The organism is Acinetobacter bereziniae, assembly GCF_016576965.1.
GTDB lineage: Bacteria > Pseudomonadota > Gammaproteobacteria > Pseudomonadales > Moraxellaceae > Acinetobacter > Acinetobacter bereziniae.
Map to the genome: position 1 here is coordinate 2024074 of NZ_CP066119.1, position 23078 is coordinate 2047151.

Sequence of the window (23078 nt, forward strand, 5' to 3'; positions counted from 1 at the left end):
TACAGCTTTTTTGATGGCGAAGAAATTCTGATTTAGTTGATTTTTTTGAAAATAAAGTCATTGATTTTATGACCTGATTCAATTCCACGGCGTTCAAACTTAGTTTGTGGGCGCCATTCTGGACGAGGATAACTGTTGCCTTTCCCAGCAAGATTTTCTAGGCGGGGGCGATTATCCAAGACATCAAGCATCCATTCAGCATACGGTTCCCAGTCTGTTGCAGCATGAAAAGTACCACCAATTTCAAGTTTTTCTTCCACCAATGGCATACGATCATGTGACACAAAACGACGTTTGAAATGACGTTTTTTCTGCCATGGATCTGGAAAATAAAGTTGAACAGTATTGATACTATTATCAGGCATTTCACGAAGCACTTGAATTGCATCTGCATCTAAAACACGAAGATTTTTGACTTCTGCCATACCTGCTTCATAAACGCACTGCGCAATACCGGGAACATGAACTTCGATTCCAACGAAGTTACGCTCAGGATTGGCTTTTGCCATCAACACTAAAGAACGCCCCATACCAAAACCAATTTCTACAGTCAGTGGGCGTTCCGGATGTTCAAAATGCTGTCGCAAGTCGCCAACAGGGTATTCCAAAATTAACTCACGATGTTGCTCAAGTGCAGTACGTTGTGAAGTATTGAGCGGCGACGATCTGCGCATAAACGTCACAATTTCGCGGTGTTCTTGCAAATTGTCTAAGTCAACAATTTGTGCTTCGATTTGATCGTTTGACATGATTTTGGTAATACTGGAAATCTAAAAGGCGTATTGTAAGTCCTGAGCATGCCAAGTCAAATTTTTTATGGTCAGACTGATTGTATTCAAGCAAAAAATCGAGACTGATGCTGAATGAATAAAAATTCGATGCTTGAAATTTTGTTCATTCGCCGTTTTAACAAGCATGCCTTTATAAATTTTCCAAGTCTTTACTATTTTTGCTTGGTGTAAATTAAATCTTTTAAGTCATAGCCTAAGTGTTGTGCATAATTTAAATATTCTTCAACAACTACAGGATCTAGTTTTTGAGAACGGCTGAGTAACCAAAGATACTTTTTATTAGGTGTTCCGACTAAAGCCACTTGATAGTCTTCATCGATTTTTAGAATCCAATAATCACCGCGTCCTACAGGTAACCAACGTAAAGCTTTCGGTAAAAATGTAACTTTTAATTTTGAATTTACAGGTGCATTTTGTACTTTAGCGACCCCAATCGATTGCTGAAGTTTTCCATCTTGACTATAACAAGTATTATCCACTCTAATGCTTCCATTTTCATTTAATGAATAATGAGCAGTTACGTTATAATCACATTTTTTCTGAAAATAGAGGGGTTTGCGAGCGATTTCATGCCATTGCCCCAAGTATTTATTTAGATTGATATCTTTAGCTGTTGGGATTTTTTCATGCTCTGAATGAGCGAGTGCAGCAACACTAAGTAATGCAATTCCACTGACTAAGGTAAATACCCTTAATTTATTATTCATAACAAAGCCTTATCTGTTTTGATCATTCAATCAATATACCTAATGATGGGTAAATGTGGATTATCTATTGTAAATTTACTTACAAGTCATGTAATTGAAGGATGAGATTTAGAAACTTCTCAATTTCATTTTAGGCTATATTTGATCGTTAAATTTAAGCATTATGGCAGCTATCCTGATCTAAACTTTGTCTGATCAATTCGATCAGTTCTCGAGTAGCTTTAGGGAGTGCTTTATCTTTTAGCCAAATCAAATAAATCGGGACAGAAAGTTGGTTATAAGTATTTTTAAAATTAATTTGAATTAAACGCCCCTCCTCAATATACGGTTTGACCAGTGAATATGGAAAGTTTCCCCATCCTAAACCTGCTTCAACCATATCAATAGCTGTTTGTAGATTATTGGTCCTCCAGTAAGATGCACCAATTACTGGTCTTAAGTCAGTAATATCTAAATCGGTACTCGCCACAATAATTTGACGAATATTGATCAGATCTTCGATATAAATAGGGTGGTTGTGGTGAGTGATTAAATCATGTTGAGCAGAAATAGTTGCAACGACGGTTTCCAAACTAACCAATTGCAAATGTTCTTGTATTTTAATATTTTGCCCAGAACCTGCCAAACAGATACTGATTTGCTCAGAGTACAATAAATGTAAAATATCATCTTGTGGCGCAGTAATGATTTCAATATTTAATAACGGATATTTGCAGGCGAGTTGATCAATTGCACGCAAAAGCTTCTGATTATTTACATCCGATACCACACCTATTTTTAATATGCTTTCTAGACCTAAAGAAAGTTCATAAGCATGTTTACTGAGTTGTTTTAATTGTTCAGAAATAATGCGAGCTTGTGGGGCTAATGCCAGTGCAGTTGCTGTTGGAATGACTTTTCTTGGTGTTCTTTCAAAGAGTTGTAAGCCTAATTCAGCCTCAATATTGGCGATTCCCATGCTTACTGCTGATGGAACCCTATTCAGGGCACGAGCGGCAGCTGAAAAAGAACCTGTATCAATCACTTTGACAAACAATTCAATATTTTCACTGGTGAAATTCATAGTTTGGTATCAGCTCAACTGAAAGCTATTATCTTTATCTATTATTATAACTGAAATTAAAATAGCCTTTCTTAAAAAATTGAGATTGATTTATGCAAGGGTTTAAACGTCGAGTGATTTATGTGAGTAGTTATGAAATCATCGGATTGACAATTTCATCTTTAGGTCTTGCATTACTTTCAGGGACTCAATTGAGTCATACGGGTCCATTGGCGATTTTTATTACGACCATTGCTGTGAGTTGGAATTTTATTTATAACCTTATTTTTGAGGCTTGGGAAAAACGTCAACTTTCACGTCAACGTACGGTAAAACGTCGTATTGTTCATGCTATTGGCTTCCAACTGACCTTAATTGTGTTTTTAATCCCCTTGATTGCTTGGTGGATGAAAATCAGTTTTCTTGATGCTTTTCTGTTGGATGCGGCATTGATTGTCATTATTCCTATTTATACATTTATTTTTAACTGGTCATTTGATCGCATCTTTGGACTGCCACTTTCAGCGCAAGCTTAGAAGAACATTGATTTTACTATTGAGGTTTGCCCATCAACATGAATGGGCAACGTTTAAATATTTTAAATTCATCGTATATTTCTAGTTTTTATCTAAAAGTTTGAGTTGATAATTTACTGTAAAAATAATGGATTATAATTTATACGTCAGCTCATGTCGTGATGATGATTAGATCAATATTTTACAGCCTTCAGAGTTTATATAATGACTAAAATTCATTGGTAAAATTGAGTTTAAGTCATGACAGAACGTATCAGAGAAAAATTGCAAATTTTGGCAGATGCTGCAAAGTATGATGTGTCATGCTCGTCCAGTGGAAGTCAACGTAAAAACAAGGATAAAGGGCTTGGAAATACTGGTTCTGGTATTTGTCATAGCTATACCGAAGACGGGCGATGTGTTTCCTTACTTAAAATCTTATTTTCCAATGTATGTATTTTTGACTGCTCTTATTGTGTTTCTAGGCGCTCAAATGATGTCAAAAGAGCGGCATTTACTGTGCAAGAAGTCGTGGATTTAACCATTAATTTTTACCGAAGAAATTATATTGAAGGGCTATTTTTAAGTTCAGGAATTTTTAAATCTGCTGATTACACCATGGAACGTATGTTGCAGGTGGTGAAAAAACTACGCCTAGAAGAAAATTTTAATGGCTATATTCACCTTAAAACCATTCCAGGTGCGTCACAAGAAATCATTCATGAAGCTGGGCTTTATGTTGATCGTATGAGTATTAACTTGGAAATGCCGACCGAAGAAGGGCTAAAAAAGTTTGCACCAGAAAAAACTCATGGAGAAGTGCAAAAAGACTTAGGCATTGTACGAGATCGATTAATTCAGTTTAAAGATGAGAGAAAAATTATAAAGTCTGTGCCGAAGTTTGTGCCGGCAGGGCAAACCACACAGATGGTTGTGGGAGCACACAATGAAACAGACCAAGATATCATTCTCATGGCAGATCATCACTATAAAGAATTTAAACTTAAACGGGTCTATTTTTCAGGATATATTCCGATCAATGACCAAGAAAAAGCATTGCCTGTTGTTGGTTCTGCACCGCCACTATTACGTGAGAATCGTCTATATCAGTCTGATTGGTTAATGCGCTTCTATGGTTTTGAGGCAACAGAAATTGTCAATGAAAAACATCCGAATTTAGATTTGGATATCGACCCCAAACTGAGTTGGGCATTACGACATCCTGAGCAATTTCCTGTAGACATCAATCGTGCTGAGTATCGTATGATATTGCGCGTACCTGGTATCGGTGTACGTTCAGCCAAAAAAATTATTCAGGCTCGACGCTTTGGTAAGATTCATATCGATCAAATTAAGAAAATGGGTATTGCATATAATCGTGCTGTCCATTTTATCCGTTGTGCTGATACGCCTGCGTTTGTAAAGGATCAATCACCGAGTCAGATTCGTCATCAAATATTACAAACTGGTCAATCAAAATATACGCAACAACTTTCACCACAGTTGGCCCTTTTATTTTAAATGGCAAAGTATATTTTTGATGGAACGATGACTGGCTTATTATGCTGTGTGTTTCGTGCATTTCAGTTTAAAGAGCTGGATGTCTTGATAGCCAGCCAAAATAGTCTTCAATCCAGTTTATTGGATGAAACGATTTTTATTGAGTCTAATGAAATTCATGCTGATCGCGTGTGGAAGGCATTTAAGCAAAAGGTTTCATCTAATACATTGCGTAATTTTTATTATACTTTTTTATCTGAGCAGGAAAGTGCATTTCAACATTTGTTTAATTTGAGTATCTACGTGTTTTCATCACATCGACGTGTCGATGCTGATTATGGTCATGCAGATGTGCTTGCTGTTTCTAAATGGGCGAAACAAGTGGGGCGTGAGAAGCACCGTATGGAGGCTTTTGTCCGTTTCAAAAAGTGTAAAGATGAATTATTTTTAAGTTTGGTACGTCCTGATTTCAATGTTCTTCCATTGATTGAAAGGCACTTCAAAACAAGATATCAAGATCAACGTTGGCTCATTTATGATGAGTTGCGGAATTTTGGCATTTATTATGACTTAAAAAATATTCATCAAGTCAGTATGAATGTATTTGAGATTGATCAAAATATTGCTAAGGGGACCAGTCAAGATTTTAGTATTGAACTGGATGACGATGAAATCCTTTATGACCAACTTTGGAAAGACTATTTTAATAGTGTCAATATTTCGGCACGTAAAAATATCAAACTTCATATTCAATATGTTCCAAAACGTTATTGGCGCTATATGAATGAGAAACTGATTTGAGCATTGTATTTTTACATAAAATCCGTCGCAGTGCTGTGCTATGATGAAGTTGGACTGATTTGAATATCTAGATTTATTGTCTTCATTTAAGATTTTGAATTATTTTAAAAATTAACAATATTTTTTAATACAACCTGAAAATAGAGCGTTCATCATGAAAAACCTTTTTCTAGCAGCTTCTTTTGCGGATGTTTATTTGGATTTTGCACAGCATATTGATCAGCCTCTAATCGGTAAGTCTGTTACATTTATTCCGACTGCAAGTAAGCCTGAATCAATTACATTTTATGTCGAAGATGATAAAAAAGCCTTTGAAAAGCTAGGCATTCAGGTTGACGTTTTAAATATAGATGAGCAAGACATCCAGTCAATTGAAGCGACGCTAAATCGGAATGACTTTATCTTTGTTTCAGGAGGGAATACCTTCTATCTCTTACAAGAATTAAAACGATCTCAGGCTGATAAAGTCATTTCAAAGTTGATCAATCAGGGAAAACCTTATATAGGCAGTTCCGCTGGCTCTATCGTATTGGGACAAGATTTAGAATATATCAGAACAATGGATGATACTTCAAAAGCACCTTATTTACAGGATATTCAAGGATTGGGATTGATCAATTTTTCAATTTTACCGCATTTTAAAGATGAACCATTTTCAGAAATTACCACACAGATATTCAATGAGTTTTATGCTAAACAGGTTTTAGTTCCACTCACCAACCAGCAATTTATTTATATCAACTGATTATTTTTTAGGTCATCGATGAAATATTGTGGTTTGATTATAATTTTAAGTTCTTGTTTGATTGTACAGGGATGTAAAAAGAAATATATCCAAGATTTTAAATATGAACGCGTGAATCAAAATATATGTGCGCTGAAGCCCCAAGCCATATTCAATTCTGACGATTTCTCAAGGTTTGATATTGTGTTTTTATATGCAAACGGAAATGTAAACGATGTGTTGACAAGCAAAGTGTATCAATCAAGTTTGCACAACTTAGAGAATCATCAGCAAAAATATATGTTTTGTTTGAATCAGGTAGATTTTTTCAAAGATTATTTAGAAACCCAGATTCGGATTGAGCTCATACAGGACAAAATGATTAAGGAATACGAGTTTCGTAATTATTCTTGTGTGTTATTGCATCATATACAGTTAAATTTATCAAAGAATAAAGCCATGAAATATTGTGATTAAGACTTGAACATATTAAAAGCGTAATTGGAAGATTGATTGTGATACTTTTTATTTTATTAGGTCGGAGTTTTTTATAAGCCTGCTCGCTCAACGAAAGATTTTTGTTATTCAACAAGATTTTCATTACATCGCTTTTATTGATCAAGGTAAGTCATATTTTACGGTATGAGTTTTTAATAAATTGGCTCTATCATTAAATATGAAATAATGATTAATTTGTACTTTTTTGAATGAGGAAATTACTTGAAATGTTGAAATGATTCACAATCACAAACCAGTCTCATTTTTTTGATTTATGCCAGATGCCTATTCACCGATATTTTAATTTACACTGAATGATTAAAGTCTCTACACAGAGAACGAGCATAGAGACTTTTGTTTGAACTTCAATCAGTTGCACTGTAATAAATCAATTGAGATATTGGACTCACAACATTATTTCAATCATCAACAACTTTAGAAAATCGCTCACTGTCTGCTTTACCAATTTGCCAATATGAGCATGCATAACAATCTTCTTTCCCCCAGTCACTTTGTTTTCTGAGAATATTCCGACAAGCACGTACAGCTTGTAATTCAGCAGTGATGTGTGCATAACGACTCGGCGGTAGATTGATCAGCTCAGGATGTTTCGCTAACTCATCTGCCAATAAGCTTTGCTTCAAGGGCGTAGGGTTATATAACCATATTTGTTCTAAATCAGCTTGCGTTTTTAATTCGATTCGATCTGCGATAGTTGGTACTTCTGCAATCACATAAGCTTTGCTACTTGCAGGTAATGTTTTTAAAATTGCTTGTGTAACGGCTAAACCTGTACTATCCGTAATAATCAGATAATGTTGAAGCCCAGTGGGAATCAAGTCTCGTGTCGCAGTAGACATGGTGACACCAATTTGATCACCTCGTTGCGCACGATCAGCCCAATGACAAGCAACCGTATCTGTACCATGCATTGCGAACTCAATGGTTAAAGTTTTATTGATTAGATCAATATCACGATGGGTATATGTGCGAATTTCTGGCATAAGGGTAGGATTGTTGACGATCCATTTACGTTGATCAAAATCAAAATCTGGAAGCTCTATTTCACTTTGGTCAGGTCTTGGAATAAAGACTTTATTGTTATCGCCAATACTTGTATGTTTGAATTTATCCGTATCTACACAGTCAAAAATGATACGAATATAGTTGGGACCTAAATATATTTTTTCCTTCACTTGAATAAAAGTACGATGTGCATTCAAAGCCATGATTCATATTGCTCAATTAATAACAATTATCATTATCGTATATGTTTTTGAATAGAAGTGCCACTATTACAGTAATAATTCCAAAGTTTAAAAAGTCAGTAGGGTGAATAAATTTGTGTCTTATCTTCGTGATTAAATGAAGAAAACCAAAATTAATAATTAAAAACAATAGCATAAGATTTATTTTGTTTTAAAAACAACCAACCTCATATTCACTATCGATATTGAATGTTTTAGACTTTAGTCTTAGTTAAGCAACGAGCTTAAAATTTTAACAATGCGCAAAAGGATTGCAGTGTGTTTATGACCTTTTTTATTGTGATGATCTTTGTCCTTATTTTGATTTGTTTATGGAGCGGGTTGGAAGTTTATTTAGATAAACGTAAAAATCCTCACTAGTCATATTGGTGTAATCGATATTGCAAAGTAGAGTTGCTTTGTCATAATTCGTTGAATTCTCTCTCTAATGTTCAAAAAACATGCATTAAATCTAAGTTGTTGTTAAAGTTCTTGTAATTCAATTTTATTTTCGCTAGTATTCTTTCTCGAAAATACTCTATCGTCAGTATTTATAGGGCCTGTAGCTCAGTTGGTTAGAGCAGCGGACTCATAATCCGTTGGTCCCCAGTTCAAGTCTGGGCGGGCCCACCATATCAAACCTCGTAGATCACTGATTTATGGGGTTTTTTATTGCCTGTTATTTTTAGACCATCGGATTTTTCGGTCTATTTTGTGGTCCATCCGTTCGATAGTCCGTTGTTCTATATCCCACATGTAAATTTATACCCAACTAAACGTTTTCTAGCACTTCGGCTTTCCACTCGATCTACGATGAAGATGAATCTTCTATGATCTAGAACATCGAGGCGTAAAGCGTGTGGAAAACGAAAAGGCTTGGGGGAATTTGGACTTTCTGTTGTTTGACCTTTTCTCTTATGAATCAAACATTTAAATCAATAAGTGGACCTTGAGTTTAGCTGATTATTTCCAAATTTAGAAAAGAGTACTTGCATTAAATGATGCCAACAAAAATATCCACACTTGTTAAATTAGTTTATTTACTCCAACTTTCAATGGCAGTAACTTTTTGTTATGCAAATGATTGGGAGAAGCAAATTATCTCGGATAACTTTAAAGCGATTGATAGTTTCAGGCTTTACAGTGACTCTGGTCATGAGGCAATTCGGCTATACCAAAAAGAAGGTAATTTTGCGAAAGCACTGGGTTATCCTGAAAAAGCAGTATTTTTAACTCTTTCCGTCGCTTTGACTGCTAATTCAGGAGTAAGTAAAACTGCTCGATTTATTGATTCCAATAAGCCGATATATATCAGTATGGATAATGGTATCAATCAGAAACTGCAAACAACAGACTTTGCGGATGAGGGATTAAAAGCAATACAAATTTTATTTGTTGCAACTGATCCGCAGGAATCCTGTGGACTGATGGGAGAGTTAATCCATTCTAAAAAATTTACAATAAGTTACCATCAGTTTGATTCTCCAGAAAAAGTTAAAATTGATTTTACAATGCCAGAAAAAAATGAACTGATCTATGAGCTGTTTAAGTTGGATCAGGCGACGGATTGTTTAAAAGCAAAAAAATGACCAAGAAAAACTTGAGCGTGGTTTATTTTAGATATTTGAATCTATAGATTTTTTAAATAGTAATACTGAGAAATGAACTTCAATTTAAATGATTTTGAAGTTCACCAGTTTTGTAAAATGGAATATTAGCTGTCGAAAAGCGCTTTAAAAAACATCATTCAATGCAAAAAAGCTTTATCTTAACTATCGCCCTAAGGAACAATGAATTTTTGATATCAATATGATTCACGTCTGATGTCCTATTTTTATGAGTTGTGAACAAGCTATTTTGAATGATTTTAACCTGACGATTGTTCATGATGTCTTAAACGATAATTTCCAAATAGTGCAAGGATGAATACGATTGCACCCGCACCCAAGGCGATCAAGAATCCATATTCTAAACCATAGCGATCAAGCATTTGCCCTGCACTTGCTGCGCCTAATGCTACACCAATATTTAAACCAGCCAATAACCATGTCATTGCTTCAGTTAAGCGGTGTTTCGGGACAAGACGTTCTACCAGTGACATTGCCACGATCATCGTCGGTGCGAAAAATATTCCAGCCACAAATACAACACAAGTCAGAATAGCGATACTGTTAATCCAAGCTAAGGGAATGGTTGCGATGGCTGTAGCTACACCGCCACATAATAAAAGTCGATGTAAGGGCATTGACAGCTTAAGTGCACCAAACCACAGACCAGATATACATGATCCTAGAGCATAAGCAGAGAGGACTAGACTTGCAGCAGCGGGTTGAGAAACTGCTTCAGCAAAGGCGACACTCACGATGTCCACTGTACCGACAATAACGCCCATGCTCAGCATAAGTAAAGTCAGTAAACGTATATTTGCAAGTTTGATAATCGAGCCAGAATTCGGCAGATGGGTATTTAAATCGTCCAATTGGGGTTCGGTTGCACGTTGAAGAACCAATATAATAACGCCAATAATCAGTAATAAGATTGCAACGATTAAGCTGGCTTGAGGGAATAAAATGATAGATAAGCCTACAGATAAGGGAGGTCCAATAATAAATGACACTTCATCAAGTACTGTTTCTAAGGAATAAGCCGACTGTAATCTGGGGTGATCACGATAAAGTTCTGTCCAACGGGCTCTCACCATTGCCGATATGCTTGGCATAAAACCTGCTAAAAATGCTCCAATAAATAAGCACCAATTGCCAGTTTGCTTCCAAGCACTATAAATTAAGATAACAAAGCCAACTGTGCAGATGATCGTTACGATTGGAAGTATATCTCTTTGTCCATAGCGATCAACGAGCCTTGATACTTGTGGTGAAATAAGCGCATAAGTGAGGACAAATGTAGCCGACACTAAACCTGCAAGGGCATAACTATCATACAACTGCGAAATCATAAGGATGATTCCAATACTACTCATCGGCAAAGCGATACGTGCAATTAAACCAGCCATCGTGAATGTGGTCGTATGGGGTTTTAAAAATAATTCTCGATATGCATCAATCATTCGGTCTTCCTAAAAATGATTTCTTGTAAAGATACAAGGATTTTGTAAAATACATACGCTGCGTATGAATAAAGCATACAATCATACGAGGCGTATGTAAATATTCATACGAAATGTATGTAAGGAGTTTTTTTATGGTTCGTCGCACCCGTGCTGAAATGGAAGAAACCCGTGCAGCTTTGATTGCAATGGCACGTATAGTATTTAGTGAAAAGGGTTATGCAGAGACCTCAATGGATGACCTGACTGCTCAAGCAGGCTTTACCCGTGGAGCGCTCTATCATCATTTCGGAGATAAGAAAGGACTATTAGCAGCGGTTGTGAAGCAAATTGATAGTGAGATGGATCATCAGCTACAGTTTATTTCTGATCATGCTGAAAATGCTTGGCTTGGTTTTAGTCAACGTTGTCATCGTTATTTAGATATGGCTTTAGAACCAGAATTCCAACGTATTGTCCTTCGTGATGCCCGCGCTGTTTTAGGAGGAAGCTCATTAGAGTCACAAAAAGACTGTATTGATTCGATGCAAGAACTCATTGAAAAACTTCTCCAAGAGAATGTGATTGAACCCGTTGACCCACAAGCAATTGCTTCTTTAATTTATGGCAGTCTAACAGAAGCTGCATTTTGGATTGCTGAAGGGGGAGATAATGTACAAAGATCAATACATGCACGAGAAGCTTTAGATTTATTATTACGGGGATTGTTGATCAAGTAAAATTATGATGTGTTTTAAATCTTGTGCAATATCTAAGTTTTTTATAAAACACGAGTTTAAATTTGATACTGAAGCAGCATGTCTATTATGCTTGCTATCGCTACTTTTAAATTCGTCATTATTTATAAGATGAATAAAATAAATTGACTGAGCGAAATTTACCTAAAAAATTTTATTTAAGTAATTATTGGTGTTTTGAATCGCTAACTCATATCAAACGATCAGTATGATGAATGGCGAATTCAAACATGAGGTGCGACAGTTTCAAAAGCCATATGATAATCAACAAGCTGAGCAAATTTCTCTAATGGTGTAAGCCAATCTAACGCCTTTCTAGGACGAGTATTCAGTGACATGGCAACTTGATTTAAATAATGCTGATCTGCCTGATTTAAATCAATCCCTTTAGGTAAATATTGCCTAATTAAACCATTCATATTTTCGCATGTGCCTTTTTGCCAGGGTGAATGTGGGTCACAGAAATATACATCTATGCCTAAATCTTCTTCGAGTATTTTATGTTCTGACATCTCACGTCCACGGTCATAGGTCAACGTTTTACGCAGTTCTGCAGGTAAATATTTCAGAGCTTCAGTTAAAGCCTTGCGCACTGATTCTGCCTTTGCATCAGGTAATGTTGCCAAGATACAGAGCCGTGTATTTCGTTCAATAAGTGTTGCTATCGAACTTTTATTGTCTTTACCTTTAATTAAATCAGCTTCCCAATGACCCGGTATTTTTCTTTCTTGAACTTCGGCTGGGCGCTCATGAATAGTTTTAATATCCTGTAATATAGAATCTTTTTTAGGTTCACCGTTAGCTTTTCGCTTTTTATTTTCATGACGTAGACAGGATAATAAGTCTTTTTTCAACTCACCCTTTGGTAATGCTCGTATCGTTGAATAAATCGTTGTATGGCTTACATTCATTGTTTGATCCAAATCAGGAAATGTCTTTAAACGCTTTGCTATTTGCTGAGGAGACCATAAACAACGGATCGCTTCAACAATAAATTTCCAGAGGATTGAATCGATTTTGAGTTTTCTGTGACCACGTCTACGTCTAGCGAAGGTGTTATCAGAAGCATATCGAGCTTGATAAACGTCATTGATGCTATTTCTTTTAAGCTCACGATAGATCGTACTAGGATGTCTTTTAATGAGTTCAGCAAATTTTCTGGCTGAAAAGCCTTCTTTTCTTGACTCAAGCATTAATGCAGTACGATCTTCAAAGTTAAGATGATGGTATGACAATTTTATATACTCCATAAACCCTTTAAATTAATTAGGTGGTTTATGTCGCACTTCAAGTTTTACTCTGCCAATGATGTATATCGTTTTTATTTTACTTTGTGATTTAAGAAAGAAGGATATTTATCCTTCTTTCTTATTGTTAACTTAGAAGTTATATTTTAATTGAAGATTCACACCATTAAAGCCATCAAAAGCGCTAATGTATGTGTATGCTAATTCAGCTGCAATATTCTTGGTAAAGTTATAACCGCCACCAGCTTGAATAATCACACCTGAATCATCTTCACTTTCAGATACTTTATAACCTAAAAATTGAGCATCTACATCAAGATCAACACGTGTATATCCAATCATACCTTTAGCATAAAAATTGTTTTCTAAAGGATATTTACCCGTTAAAGCAACACCATAATATTGAACATCTGCATCAGTTCTTACGCCTAGCTCTTCAAAGTCTTCATCAAATTTGATGTCATTTACTGATTTGTTCCAAAATGCTTCAGCACCAATATATTGGTTGAATTGAACACCAGCATTGAGTCCCAAAAAGTGAATATCAACATCATTATCTAAATATGTATAACCTGCACCCACATAAGGTTGAATTTCAGTATTCGCTGCATGGCTAGTTACTGATAGAGCACCCAAAATTGATACTAAAAGTAATTTCTTCATCTTTTTTCCAAAGTTTAGTTAAGTATAGTTAAAATTTTTAATGATCAATATCTGTTTAAAAATTTTGCATATAATGAGAGTATTGTCACGAAATTGCAACAAATTTAGAAAAATGATTGTTCTTAATATTTTTATTTGCTTGATAAGTAGTCGAGTTTTATTGGTTTAAATAGTTTTGTTTAAGCCGAATTTCACCTATTATCTTATTTTTTGTTGTTCTATTTAATTTTACTATTCAAGTATTTTAATAAAGCCGAAAAATTATTTGTTATGCGCAATTTTGCTTTATTTTCGCTGTATGAAGATGAAATACGATAGCCAATGCGTTTGACCTACAGGTTTTTAGCGAATAAATGCAAATTCATTTTCGAGTCCAATTTTTTAAATCCTAATTGAAGTCATTCCTTTATCGAATATAAAAAATGACTTCAATTTTTATTACTTTATATGTTAAAAATTAGAAACGATAACCAACACCAACGTATGAGATCAGTGGATCAATCTCGATTTTAGTTTTCGCTTGGATTAATTTTGCATTGTTATTGGTATTCACCACACTGATTGTCGCTGTATTATCTAATTTAGCATATGAAATAGATGCCGTAGCAAACCAGTTTGGTTTAAAGTCATAGGTAAATCCAGCCGTGACGATAGGTGCAAGTGCATCTGTAGCATCGACCTTAACTTTCATATTGCCACTTGATGGTTTGCCTTCAAGTGAAGCACCTGCCTGACCATCATGAATATTTTGGATCATATGCCCCGCATTGACCAAATCATTTTTAATTCCTGAATTGATTTTAATATCATTGAAATAGGCATACATAACACCTGCGCCAACAAAAGGTCTAAATTTATTGACACCAGATTTTCCAAAATAATACTGTGCTTGAATTGCGGGTGTCCAAGCTCTGGCAGAAGCAGCAGTGTTATAGCGATCTAAATCTGTAATCAAAAGATTGTTCTTTAAGTATAGATCACCAACCAAGCCTTGAAGAGGTTGAGATGTTGCGGTGAAGGGTGCATAAACAGCACCTTTGCCTTTTAAATCAACTTTAGGTGGGACACCGCCAATCAGCTGAACAGCAACATTGTCTGTAACATTATAGGTAAACATCAAACCGAGTGTATCAACATCTTCAACTTCTAAACCTGCATTTGATGTCCAATTGGCAATGCCATTGATTTCAGCAATTCCTGTTAATTGATCAATCAAAGTGGGGTCATCAGCCATGATAACTTCGAGTAAATCATCAAATAAATATCGACCTTCTGTACTACTGGGCGTATTAAGTAACTCGATGAGTGTTGGGTCCATCGCATCAATACGAGATTGATCCACATTATCCAAAATTGTTTGCCCTGAAATTACACCCACCGCTGCTTTTGTATTCGCACCAACCGAAGTATTGATTCTAAATGGCTGCGCTTTTCCCATAGACGTCATATGTAGCCAGCCTGTAGAAACTGAAAAGCGTTTAAAATCTTCAGCTTGGCTAACCCCTGTAAGACACAATAGAGAAGTTGTAACGATGGCTTTTTGAAACATCTTTTTTGTTTTCATTAGATTCATCCTTTTAAAGATCATCATTGTCTTCTTGACAATGAGTTATTTAAAATTACACAAAATAATCAACAAGTAGAGTAAAAACTCTAATTTAAAAGTGCAATTAAGACTAAAAAAGTAATGAAAAATAAAGTATTAATATTGTATCTAAATGAAAATCAGAAATTTATTTAAAAAAATTATATTTTTTAGTTTATTTTTTATACAAATAAAATATTGCAAAATAGTGACATAGTTTTACTTTTTGATAAATTGAATTATTTTTTGATCTTGCTAAAAAAGCATAAAACAAATTAGTATCTCTAAATTAATTTTTAAGTTATATTATTTTTTAGGTGAATTTTATAATTAATTGAGTGGGTTAACGCAATATTCAAAAATACTAAAATACAAAGGGGGTGGATTAAATGTAAGCGTTCCTTAAAAAGAAAAAAGTGCTGATATGTCATGATTTATTTTATAATTGATACTCATTTCTCTATTTGAAAAACGATTAGGATGTAGAATAATGTATTATGAAGAATAAGGAGATGAACATGGAATATAACGGTGTTTGTTTTTAAACTTTAGATTTATATTTTATAAGCGATCAGTTTTATTTGAATTTATTAGGTCGATCAATGGTTTATATTTATTTAAAACCTACTGCATTTTTAAATTTATTGCGTTGTAATGTCGTGTATCGGCTTATGATCAGGATATAAGTCTAATACTTTTCAAATTTGTATTAATAAATCCATTCATGTTTTGGTTGCTTTAAGAAAAGACGATTGTTTTAAGATAAAATATACAAGTGTAGAAAAATAAGCGTAATAGTGATTGTTTTTTTTTGCTTTTGCTCAGACAATCCTCAAATCAAATTTTTAAGGCATACATGTTATATGAAAAAGTTTTTGGGAGAACTTACTTTTAAGCTCTCGGGTTGGTCTTATGACGTGGATCAAAGTGTACTTGAAAAAAAACAAGTGATTATTGGCTTTGAGCATACGTCTATGATGGATGCTGTGCTTTCACTTGCTATATTTCAAATTCATAACATTAAAATTCATACTTTAATCAAGAAAGAATTATTTAAAGGACCCATGAAACCAATTTTAGAAAAAATTGGTGGGATTCCTGTTGACCGTAAATCAAATAAAGATATTGTTTCACAAATGGTTGAATTGTTTCAAAGTCAGGATGAATTCAATTTGGTGATCGCACCTGAAGCTACTCGTGCTGAACGCGGAGAAGCACGTAAACCGATTCGTACAGGTTTTTGGCATATAGCCAAAGCTGCAGGTGTGCCGATTGTTTTAATGTATGCCAACTCAAAAACCAAGCAAGGTGGAATTTTTGGAAAAATTTATCCAAATGATTTAGATCAGGATCTCGCAGAAATTAAACGGTTATATAAAGAGCACACAGGATTGGATATTGTAATTCCTGAACCAAAAAACTCTTAATTTGCATCAAAACTAAAAAATAAGCACTTTCTCATAAAAAAGTGCTTATGGTAGAATTGCTGCAATTTGATATGGCATAAGGCCAATCTACAGGAGCATATTTCGCATGGCGGGTCATTCCAAGTGGGCCAATATTAAGCATCGTAAAGCAAAACAAGATGCAAGTCGCGGTAAAGTATTTACCAAATATATTCGTGAATTAACCACAGCAGCAAGACTTGGCGGTCCTGATGTGGGAAGTAACCCTCGTCTACGAGCTGTTGTTGAAAAAGCACTTTCAGTGAATATGACACGTGACACCATTAATCGTGCTATTCAGCGTGGTGCTGGTGGTGAAGATAACGATGATTTAAAAGAAGTCACTTATGAAGGTTATGGTGTTGGTGGTGTAGCAGTTATTGTTGAAACGATGACTGATAACCTCAATCGTACAGTACCAGACGTTCGTCATTGTTTCTCTAAAACCAATGGGAACTTGGGTACAGCAGGTTCGGTTGCTTACTTATTTACCAAGCGTGGTGAAATTACTTTCGAAGATGTTTCTTTAGAAGACAAGATTATGGACATTGCTTTAGAGGCAGGTGCTGAAGATATCGAAGTCGATGAAGACGAAATCTTGGTAATTACTACACCAGAAACGTTTGGTGATGTACAAGATGCTTTAACTGCAGCAGGCTTGAAATCTGACAATGCTGAAGTGGTGATGAGTCCATCAACCAAAGCGCTCATTTCTGATGTAGATCAAGCAAAACTCATCGTGAAGATGATTGATATGTTTGAAGATTTAGATGATGTTCAAAACGTATATACCAATGTTGAGTTTACCGACGAAGTTTTAGCTGAATTAGAAAATTAATTCTAATTTGTGTAAAAGAAGCGCACTCTTGAGTGCGTTTTTTTATGCTGGTTTTTATTTGTTAAATTCTGCCGTAATTGAGTTATCGCCACTCTATAAACTCAATCGCTTTTCGCCACGTTTGAAGTTGTTTAAAAGATCAAGCACATGGTAATAATGAGAACAGTAAATAGCTAAAATATCGTTTTACTGAGTAAATCATCACGGTTAAACAACTGATCAATTGTCTTTTTAAAGGCAGATAAATTTAGCTTATTATTTTATATATTTAACATTTACTTAAAAATATTTGACTTGTGTCTCGTTTTTGATTAATTTTAAATGATCGGTTGATCAGTAAAATTGGCTCATTCTTAAGGATAAAAAGTGTTTGTAAAATATAGAGATAAATACATTAATTCAGCAAACATCAAGTTTATGGAAGTTGAGACGATACAAGGGAACATTCATCAAGCGAAAATTTTTTTTATCGACGGTAGCAATATTGATTTAAAGTTTCTTGATAAAGTGCAGTTTGATTCATTTCTACTTAAATTAACAAACAACAATTAAGATCATTTAAATTAAAAAAATTGATTTTTGTCTAAAATTTTTGTCTAAATAAGGGAAGGAGAGATCCCTTATTTGTCTTATAGAACGTCAGCACTTGAATCAGCAACTAAATACGATTAAGTAAGCCAGTACAGTTAAATACTCGATTATATTCTTTGATCACAAAGCTTGAATGTAGCGCAACCACATGATCAATTTTACCAATACGTTTAAGTAAAATTTCACTGTAGTTTTCCATATCTTTAGCAATCACTTCAACCAAGAAATCTGCGGTTTGCCCCGTGACTAAAAAGGCATTAATCACTTCTGGAATATTTTCCAGTTCCTCTAAAAATTTTGCAAAAGTATCAGTGTCATGTTTACTAAGTGAAATCTGTAAAATCACATGTAGCTTAAAGCCTAATTTTTCGAAGTTAATATCACGTTTTAGATTGGTCATGATATCTGTTTCAATCAAATGCTTGATGCGACGGTGTACTGAACTCACAGATAGATTAATGCGTTCTGACAATTCATTTAAGTTGATATCTTCATGGGTTAATATTTCTAATATTTGTTTGTCGTAACGGTCAAGTTCCATAGCTATACTCAGTGTGAAATTTTTTTCTAAGCTAATGTAGAATGAAATTTATAAATTTTCAATATTGAAATAATACTTGAAAAATATTTGCGATAAATAAAATAATTTAGCAACTTTCTACTTTGGATAGGTCATTGAGCAAATACTATTGTTCAAGCACTTATTTCAGATTCATTTTTACAATGTTCTACGTGATAAACCTTGAAAATGTTATATTGCAGATGGGAACAGCGGAATTATTTTTAGTACATGATGGATATGGATTTAGAACTGAACGAATCTGAAATGCACCTCTATTCGCGCCAGATTTTATTAGATGGTTGGGATTTAGAGGCACAGGAAAAATTAAAGCTTGCCAATATCCTGATTGTAGGCTGCGGTGGGATTGGCTGTACCACCGCTGAGCTATTGGCACGCGCAGGTGTGGGTAAAATTAGCCTGATTGATGCAGATATTATAGAAATAAGTAACTTACAAAGACAGATTGCCTATGTAGAGCCAGATATTGGTTTCTATAAAGCAGAAATATTAGCCAAACGATTGCAACAGATTAATCCCTTTATTCAAGTAGAACATTATACCAGCCGGCTTGATCAACAGAATGCACAAATGCTGATCTCACAACAAGACTTGGTGCTTGATGGTTGTGATAACTTTGCTACACGTTATCTTGTCAATCAAACCTGTACACATGCTCAAACTCCTTTGATTAGTGCTTCCGCAATTGGTTTTCAAGGTCAGCTGTTTATGGTTGAAGGGGATTCAGCATGTTATGAATGCCTATTTCCCAAAGGGCAGCAGCAAAATGAAAGCTTACGTTGTGCGGACTCTGGCGTATTGGCGACAACTCCAAATGTCATCGCCAGTTTACAGGCACATCATGCACTTTTATACCTCGGTCTGGGAAGGACACCGCTCAAGCAAAAATTATTGCTGTGGGATGGTTTAACAATGAAACAACGAATTTTAGCCTTTGAAAAAGATCAAGATTGTACAAACTGTCAGCTTAGCCATACTGCAAACGCTGATTAATTTGTTAAACTCCAACAAACTCAATTTAATGTTGACATTATGAAAAATAATATCTTTCTCGATGGTCTGCGTTCAGTCGCCCGCGTTGGGGAAACGGCTGTAATTGCAGCGAAAGCAGGCATTAAATATGCCACAGAAAAGCCCAGTAATGCCAAATTGATGCGTGAAACCTTTGAATCATTAGGTTCAACGTATATTAAATTAGGGCAATTTATTGCCAGTACACCCTCATTATTTCCTCGTGAATATGTTGAAGAGTTTCAAGGTTGTTTGGATCAGACCCCTTATTTACCATTTAGTTATGTACAAGGTGTGTTGCAACAAGAGTTTGCAGGGCGCGATTTGTCAGAAATATTTGCTTCTATTGATGAAAAGCCATTAGCCTCAGCATCGATTGCACAAGTGCATGCTGCACGTTTAGTCACTGGCGAAGATGTTGTAATCAAAGTTCAAAAGCCTGGTGTAGAAACCATTCTTTATACTGATTTAAACGTTCTACATTGGGCAACCAAGGTTTTGGAAAAAGCCATTCCTAAAGTTAAATTTGCTTCTTTGGCTGACATTGTTGAAGAAATCAAAACACGTATGGTTCGTGAAGTTGATTTTATTGAAGAAGCTAAAAATTTAGATGATTTTGTCAATTATTTGAATGTCTCTCGAAATACTGCTGCAACAGCTCCTAAGGTTTATCATCAATTTTCTACTCGTCGTGTTCTTACAATGCAACGTTTATATGGTGTACCACTGACAGATTTTGAAGTAGTCAAAAAAGTTGCTAAAGACCCTTCGCAGGTACTGATTACAGCAATGAATACTTGGTTTGGTAGTTTAATGTTGTGCCAATCTTTCCATGCAGATTTACATGCAGGCAACCTAATGCTGTTAGAAGATGGACGAATTGGCTTTATCGACTTTGGGATTGTGGGGCAGTTAAAACCTGAAGTTTGGCAAGCATGTATGGCATTTATGGATGCATTGCAAAAGACCGATTACAAACTAATGGCTGAAAATATGTTGCAAATGGGTATGACCAGTACTCAAATTGACACTCACGTTTTAGCAGACGATTTGGAACGTTTATTTAGTGGTGTATTGCTTGCTGATCCTCAGCAAATCATGACTTCAAATCCATCTGATCTTAACGATATCATGATGGATATGGTGGCAGTCGGGGAGCGTCATGGTATACGTTTCCCACGTGATTTTGCTTTATTGTTTAAGCAAATGCTGTATTTTGATCGTTTTATGCGAGTACTTGCACCCTATACAGATATCTATGCTGACCAACGTTTGCAGATGATTCAAAATATCGACCCAGCATCATTATTAAAGCATTAATATGAAGCGCCCCTTGTGAAAAGTATTTGAAAGATTGACGACAAGTCTTGATAAATACATTTTCGCAAGGGTTTTTCATTGAATAAGAGAAATTTTAAAATCATGGATGCAATTATTATTGAAGGTTTGAAAGTCGATACTGTTGTTGGCTGTTTTAACTGGGAACGTCAAATTATCCAGCCTTTAATGCTTGATTTGCATATTCAAACCAGTTTAGAGCAAGCTTCAAATTCTGATGAACTTGAACATACGTTAAATTATGCTGAGATTTGTGACATTTCAGCCAAAGTGATTCAAGATGCTGCCCCAAAATTGATCGAACATGCGGCGAAATTGGTGTTAAATGCGCTTTTCTCTACCTTTCCTGCGATTGAATCGATTATGATTACCATCCGTAAGCCTGCTATTATCCCGCAAGCAAATTCTGTAGGAATTCGTCTTGAACGCCACCGAAACGATATTCGCTCTAGCGCTAGCCAGTAATAATCAACCACAACATCATTTTCAAAAATCATGGACTCAAATTAAAAAACTGGGGGAAGCTGTTTTTTCTCCAATTTATTTAATTCCTTGTCGTGATGGAATTGGTGCAGATTATTGGAATGCTGCCTGTTTATTAAAAAGCCATTTATCAGTCGATCAGATGATCTGTCAATTAAAACAGATGGAAGCAGAGTCAGGACGTACTCGACCATCTCATCATATTTCTTTGGATATTGATTTAATTGCTTGGGGAGCGGAGTTAAATACAATGCATTTTAATCCCAAAAAACTTCCACTGGCTTTGGACGTTAAAATCCCAATGTTTGATCTTTGGCAAGATGTACGATTCAGCTATCCACTTCATCAATTTCCTGTGATTGATCTACCCGCATAAGGTGAGTACATATGAATATTCGATCTATGATTTTAATGAGTGCTGCATTTTTGTTAAGTGCTTGTACAACTAGTCATGAAAAACCACAAAAGCAACCTGCTAAATCGACAAGTTCGTTGTCATTGCAACAGCGTGAGATACACTTAAAACAGCAAGTAGAAAGTTATACTCAGGGTCAGCCTACATTTAATGTTGCATTTAATGACCTGAATCAAGATGGAGTGGAGGATGCGATTGTCCTTCTAAGCGGACAGGATTGGTGTGGCTCTGGGGGCTGTACTATGTTGGTCTTTAAAGGTGGAGCAAATCAGCAGTTTGAGTTTTTAAGCAAAACCACTTTGGTAGACACACCTGTATATGTGACCAGTTATATGCACAATGGCTGGAAGCAACTGTTTGTATATACACATCAGCATGGGCAAGTGATGTTAAAATTTGATGGGAAAAAATATCCCTTAAATCCATCTTTATTACCAGTACAAACAGCAAAATTGGCGCCTGATAGTGCCCAGTTGATATTTGGTCAAGAGTGATATTTAATCAGCATAAAGATGTGGTTTTGTTTAGCAGCTAAATATTTAGAACAGTTAAAATTTTCAAAAATAAAGTTAAAAAATAAGCCCAATTCAAGGGCTTATTTTTTTAGATACTGCCATTAAATATAATAACTGGTTTTGGTCATCAGTTTTGAAATGGCAGTCATGGTAATTTTAACAGGGATTGGAAGTTCTACACCACCGGCAGTTAATGCAGTATCACGATGATGTAATTCATCTTCATTCATTTGTACCAAGATCTTACGCGAGCGTTCATCTTGAGCAGGGAGTTGACTGATATGGTGTTGCAAGTGAAGGCTCACTTGGCGTTCAGTTTCAGCCACAAAGCCTAAACTGTATTTATCACCCGCGATACCTGCAAGTGCACCCATACCAAATGAAAGACCATACCATACTGGATTGAGTAAACTGGTGTGGCTGTCCAACTCTTTTAAACGATCTTCACACCAAGCCAAATGGTCTTGTTCTTCAATGGCAGCAAACTCCATTTCACGACGCACATTGGGAAGTTTTGCAGTCAGTGCTTGTCCATGATAAAGCGCTTGTGCACAGACTTCGCCACTGTGGTTGACCCGCATTAAACCTGCTACATGGCGTGCTTCACTAACAGCGAGTTGAGTTTCAGTCTCAGTGGATGGATTGGCTCTTTGTGCAGATGTCGCTCCAGGAACTAAGCTTCTTAACGCTTGATCAAAAGAATGAATCAATTTATCAATGCCCGTATATTGACGCATA

General features: G+C 35.5%; 23 protein-coding genes and 1 tRNA gene. 14 read left to right on the forward strand and 10 right to left on the reverse strand.

Annotated elements, in window-relative coordinates; genetic code table 11:
• Positions 1 to 32 precede the first annotated feature (32 nt).
• The 3 genes from trmB to I9192_RS09400 all read right to left on the reverse strand — a co-directional run bounded on the left by trmB (position 33) and on the right by I9192_RS09400 (position 2561).
• Positions 33 to 749, reverse strand: coding sequence for a tRNA (guanosine(46)-N7)-methyltransferase TrmB (trmB, locus tag I9192_RS09390; protein WP_004831127.1), 717 nt, complete (start codon positions 747 to 749; stop codon positions 33 to 35).
• A gap of 194 nt (positions 750 to 943) precedes the next feature.
• Complete coding sequence (locus tag I9192_RS09395; RefSeq protein WP_004831126.1) at positions 944 to 1498, reverse strand: lipocalin family protein; 555 nt, start codon at positions 1496 to 1498, stop codon at positions 944 to 946.
• 154 nt (positions 1499 to 1652) lie between these two features.
• A complete protein-coding gene (locus tag I9192_RS09400; protein ID WP_005029445.1) occupies positions 1653 to 2561 on the reverse strand; it encodes a LysR family transcriptional regulator in 909 nt (302 codons plus the stop codon).
• Positions 2562 to 2653: 92 nt separating this feature from the next.
• Between I9192_RS09400 and I9192_RS09405 the strand changes: the two genes are divergently transcribed.
• The 4 genes from I9192_RS09405 to I9192_RS09420 all read left to right on the forward strand — a co-directional run bounded on the left by I9192_RS09405 (position 2654) and on the right by I9192_RS09420 (position 6101).
• A complete protein-coding gene (locus tag I9192_RS09405; RefSeq protein WP_009583960.1) occupies positions 2654 to 3076 on the forward strand; it encodes a PACE efflux transporter in 423 nt (140 codons plus the stop codon).
• Positions 3077 to 3316: 240 nt separating this feature from the next.
• Positions 3317 to 4576, forward strand: a complete 1260-nt coding sequence (locus tag I9192_RS09410) for a putative DNA modification/repair radical SAM protein (RefSeq protein WP_005029443.1) — start codon at positions 3317 to 3319, stop codon at positions 4574 to 4576.
• The gene (locus I9192_RS09415) at positions 4577 to 5356 is read left to right on the forward strand and encodes a TIGR03915 family putative DNA repair protein (protein ID WP_005029442.1); all 780 of its coding nucleotides are present in this window, start codon (positions 4577 to 4579) and stop codon (positions 5354 to 5356) included.
• A 154-nt stretch (positions 5357 to 5510) separates the two neighbouring features.
• Positions 5511 to 6101: a Type 1 glutamine amidotransferase-like domain-containing protein gene (locus tag I9192_RS09420; RefSeq protein WP_005029441.1), complete on the forward strand. Its 591-nt coding sequence runs from the start codon at positions 5511 to 5513 to the stop codon at positions 6099 to 6101.
• An 896-nt stretch (positions 6102 to 6997) separates the two neighbouring features.
• Here I9192_RS09420 and I9192_RS09425 read toward each other — a convergent pair.
• The gene (locus I9192_RS09425; protein WP_005029438.1) at positions 6998 to 7807 is read right to left on the reverse strand and encodes a siderophore-interacting protein; all 810 of its coding nucleotides are present in this window, start codon (positions 7805 to 7807) and stop codon (positions 6998 to 7000) included.
• Between the two features lie 574 nt (positions 7808 to 8381).
• On the opposite strand from I9192_RS09425, the gene I9192_RS09430 reads away from it, so the two are divergent.
• Positions 8382 to 8458, forward strand: a tRNA-Ile gene (locus tag I9192_RS09430).
• Positions 8459 to 8823: 365 nt separating this feature from the next.
• A complete protein-coding gene (locus I9192_RS09435; RefSeq protein WP_005029437.1) occupies positions 8824 to 9414 on the forward strand; it encodes a hypothetical protein in 591 nt (196 codons plus the stop codon).
• Between the two features lie 278 nt (positions 9415 to 9692).
• On the opposite strand, the gene I9192_RS09440 is transcribed toward I9192_RS09435, so the two are convergent.
• Complete coding sequence (locus I9192_RS09440; protein WP_005029436.1) at positions 9693 to 10892, reverse strand: MFS transporter; 1200 nt, start codon at positions 10890 to 10892, stop codon at positions 9693 to 9695.
• Between the two features lie 134 nt (positions 10893 to 11026).
• On the opposite strand from I9192_RS09440, the gene I9192_RS09445 reads away from it, so the two are divergent.
• On the forward strand, positions 11027 to 11611 hold the full coding sequence (locus tag I9192_RS09445; protein ID WP_005029434.1) for a TetR/AcrR family transcriptional regulator: 585 nt from the start codon (positions 11027 to 11029) through the stop codon (positions 11609 to 11611).
• Positions 11612 to 11853: 242 nt separating this feature from the next.
• Here I9192_RS09445 and I9192_RS09450 read toward each other — a convergent pair whose 3' ends face one another.
• The 3 genes from I9192_RS09450 to I9192_RS09460 form a co-directional block, all read right to left on the reverse strand.
• Complete coding sequence (locus tag I9192_RS09450; protein WP_004994718.1) at positions 11854 to 12879, reverse strand: IS30-like element ISAba125 family transposase; 1026 nt, start codon at positions 12877 to 12879, stop codon at positions 11854 to 11856.
• Between the two features lie 129 nt (positions 12880 to 13008).
• The gene (locus I9192_RS09455; protein ID WP_004831114.1) at positions 13009 to 13539 is read right to left on the reverse strand and encodes a porin family protein; all 531 of its coding nucleotides are present in this window, start codon (positions 13537 to 13539) and stop codon (positions 13009 to 13011) included.
• Between the two features lie 457 nt (positions 13540 to 13996).
• Complete coding sequence (locus I9192_RS09460) at positions 13997 to 15103, reverse strand: OmpW/AlkL family protein (protein ID WP_042088622.1); 1107 nt, start codon at positions 15101 to 15103, stop codon at positions 13997 to 13999.
• Positions 15104 to 15987: 884 nt separating this feature from the next.
• Here I9192_RS09460 and I9192_RS09465 point away from each other — a divergent pair.
• Together I9192_RS09465 and I9192_RS09470 are read left to right on the forward strand one after the other, a co-directional pair.
• Positions 15988 to 16551 carry a 1-acyl-sn-glycerol-3-phosphate acyltransferase gene (locus tag I9192_RS09465; RefSeq protein WP_005029431.1) on the forward strand — a complete coding sequence of 188 codons (564 nt, stop codon included), beginning with the start codon at positions 15988 to 15990 and terminating at the stop codon, positions 16549 to 16551.
• A gap of 106 nt (positions 16552 to 16657) precedes the next feature.
• A complete protein-coding gene (locus I9192_RS09470; RefSeq protein ID WP_004831110.1) occupies positions 16658 to 17407 on the forward strand; it encodes a YebC/PmpR family DNA-binding transcriptional regulator in 750 nt (249 codons plus the stop codon).
• 658 nt (positions 17408 to 18065) lie between these two features.
• Here I9192_RS09470 and I9192_RS09475 read toward each other — a convergent pair.
• On the reverse strand, positions 18066 to 18539 hold the full coding sequence (locus I9192_RS09475) for an Lrp/AsnC family transcriptional regulator (RefSeq protein WP_004831109.1): 474 nt from the start codon (positions 18537 to 18539) through the stop codon (positions 18066 to 18068).
• Between the two features lie 249 nt (positions 18540 to 18788).
• On the opposite strand from I9192_RS09475, the gene I9192_RS09480 reads away from it, so the two are divergent.
• The 5 genes from I9192_RS09480 to I9192_RS09500 all read left to right on the forward strand — a co-directional run bounded on the left by I9192_RS09480 (position 18789) and on the right by I9192_RS09500 (position 22319).
• Positions 18789 to 19571: a HesA/MoeB/ThiF family protein gene (locus I9192_RS09480; protein ID WP_005029429.1), complete on the forward strand. Its 783-nt coding sequence runs from the start codon at positions 18789 to 18791 to the stop codon at positions 19569 to 19571.
• 39 nt (positions 19572 to 19610) lie between these two features.
• Positions 19611 to 20909, forward strand: coding sequence for an ABC1 kinase family protein (locus I9192_RS09485; RefSeq protein WP_005029427.1), 1299 nt, complete (start codon positions 19611 to 19613; stop codon positions 20907 to 20909).
• A gap of 102 nt (positions 20910 to 21011) precedes the next feature.
• Positions 21012 to 21392: a dihydroneopterin aldolase gene (gene folB / locus I9192_RS09490; RefSeq protein WP_005029425.1), complete on the forward strand. Its 381-nt coding sequence runs from the start codon at positions 21012 to 21014 to the stop codon at positions 21390 to 21392.
• A complete protein-coding gene (locus I9192_RS09495) occupies positions 21349 to 21786 on the forward strand; it encodes a 2-amino-4-hydroxy-6-hydroxymethyldihydropteridine diphosphokinase (RefSeq protein ID WP_005029423.1) in 438 nt (145 codons plus the stop codon). The genes folB and I9192_RS09495 overlap by 44 nt, the downstream gene beginning before the upstream one ends.
• Before the next feature lie 11 nt (positions 21787 to 21797).
• Positions 21798 to 22319: a hypothetical protein gene (locus tag I9192_RS09500; RefSeq protein WP_005029421.1), complete on the forward strand. Its 522-nt coding sequence runs from the start codon at positions 21798 to 21800 to the stop codon at positions 22317 to 22319.
• 122 nt (positions 22320 to 22441) lie between these two features.
• Here I9192_RS09500 and coq7 read toward each other — a convergent pair whose 3' ends face one another.
• The gene (gene coq7, locus I9192_RS09505) at positions 22442 to 23077 is read right to left on the reverse strand and encodes a 2-polyprenyl-3-methyl-6-methoxy-1,4-benzoquinone monooxygenase (RefSeq protein WP_004831102.1); all 636 of its coding nucleotides are present in this window, start codon (positions 23075 to 23077) and stop codon (positions 22442 to 22444) included.
• Between the last annotated feature and the right edge of the window lies 1 nt (position 23078).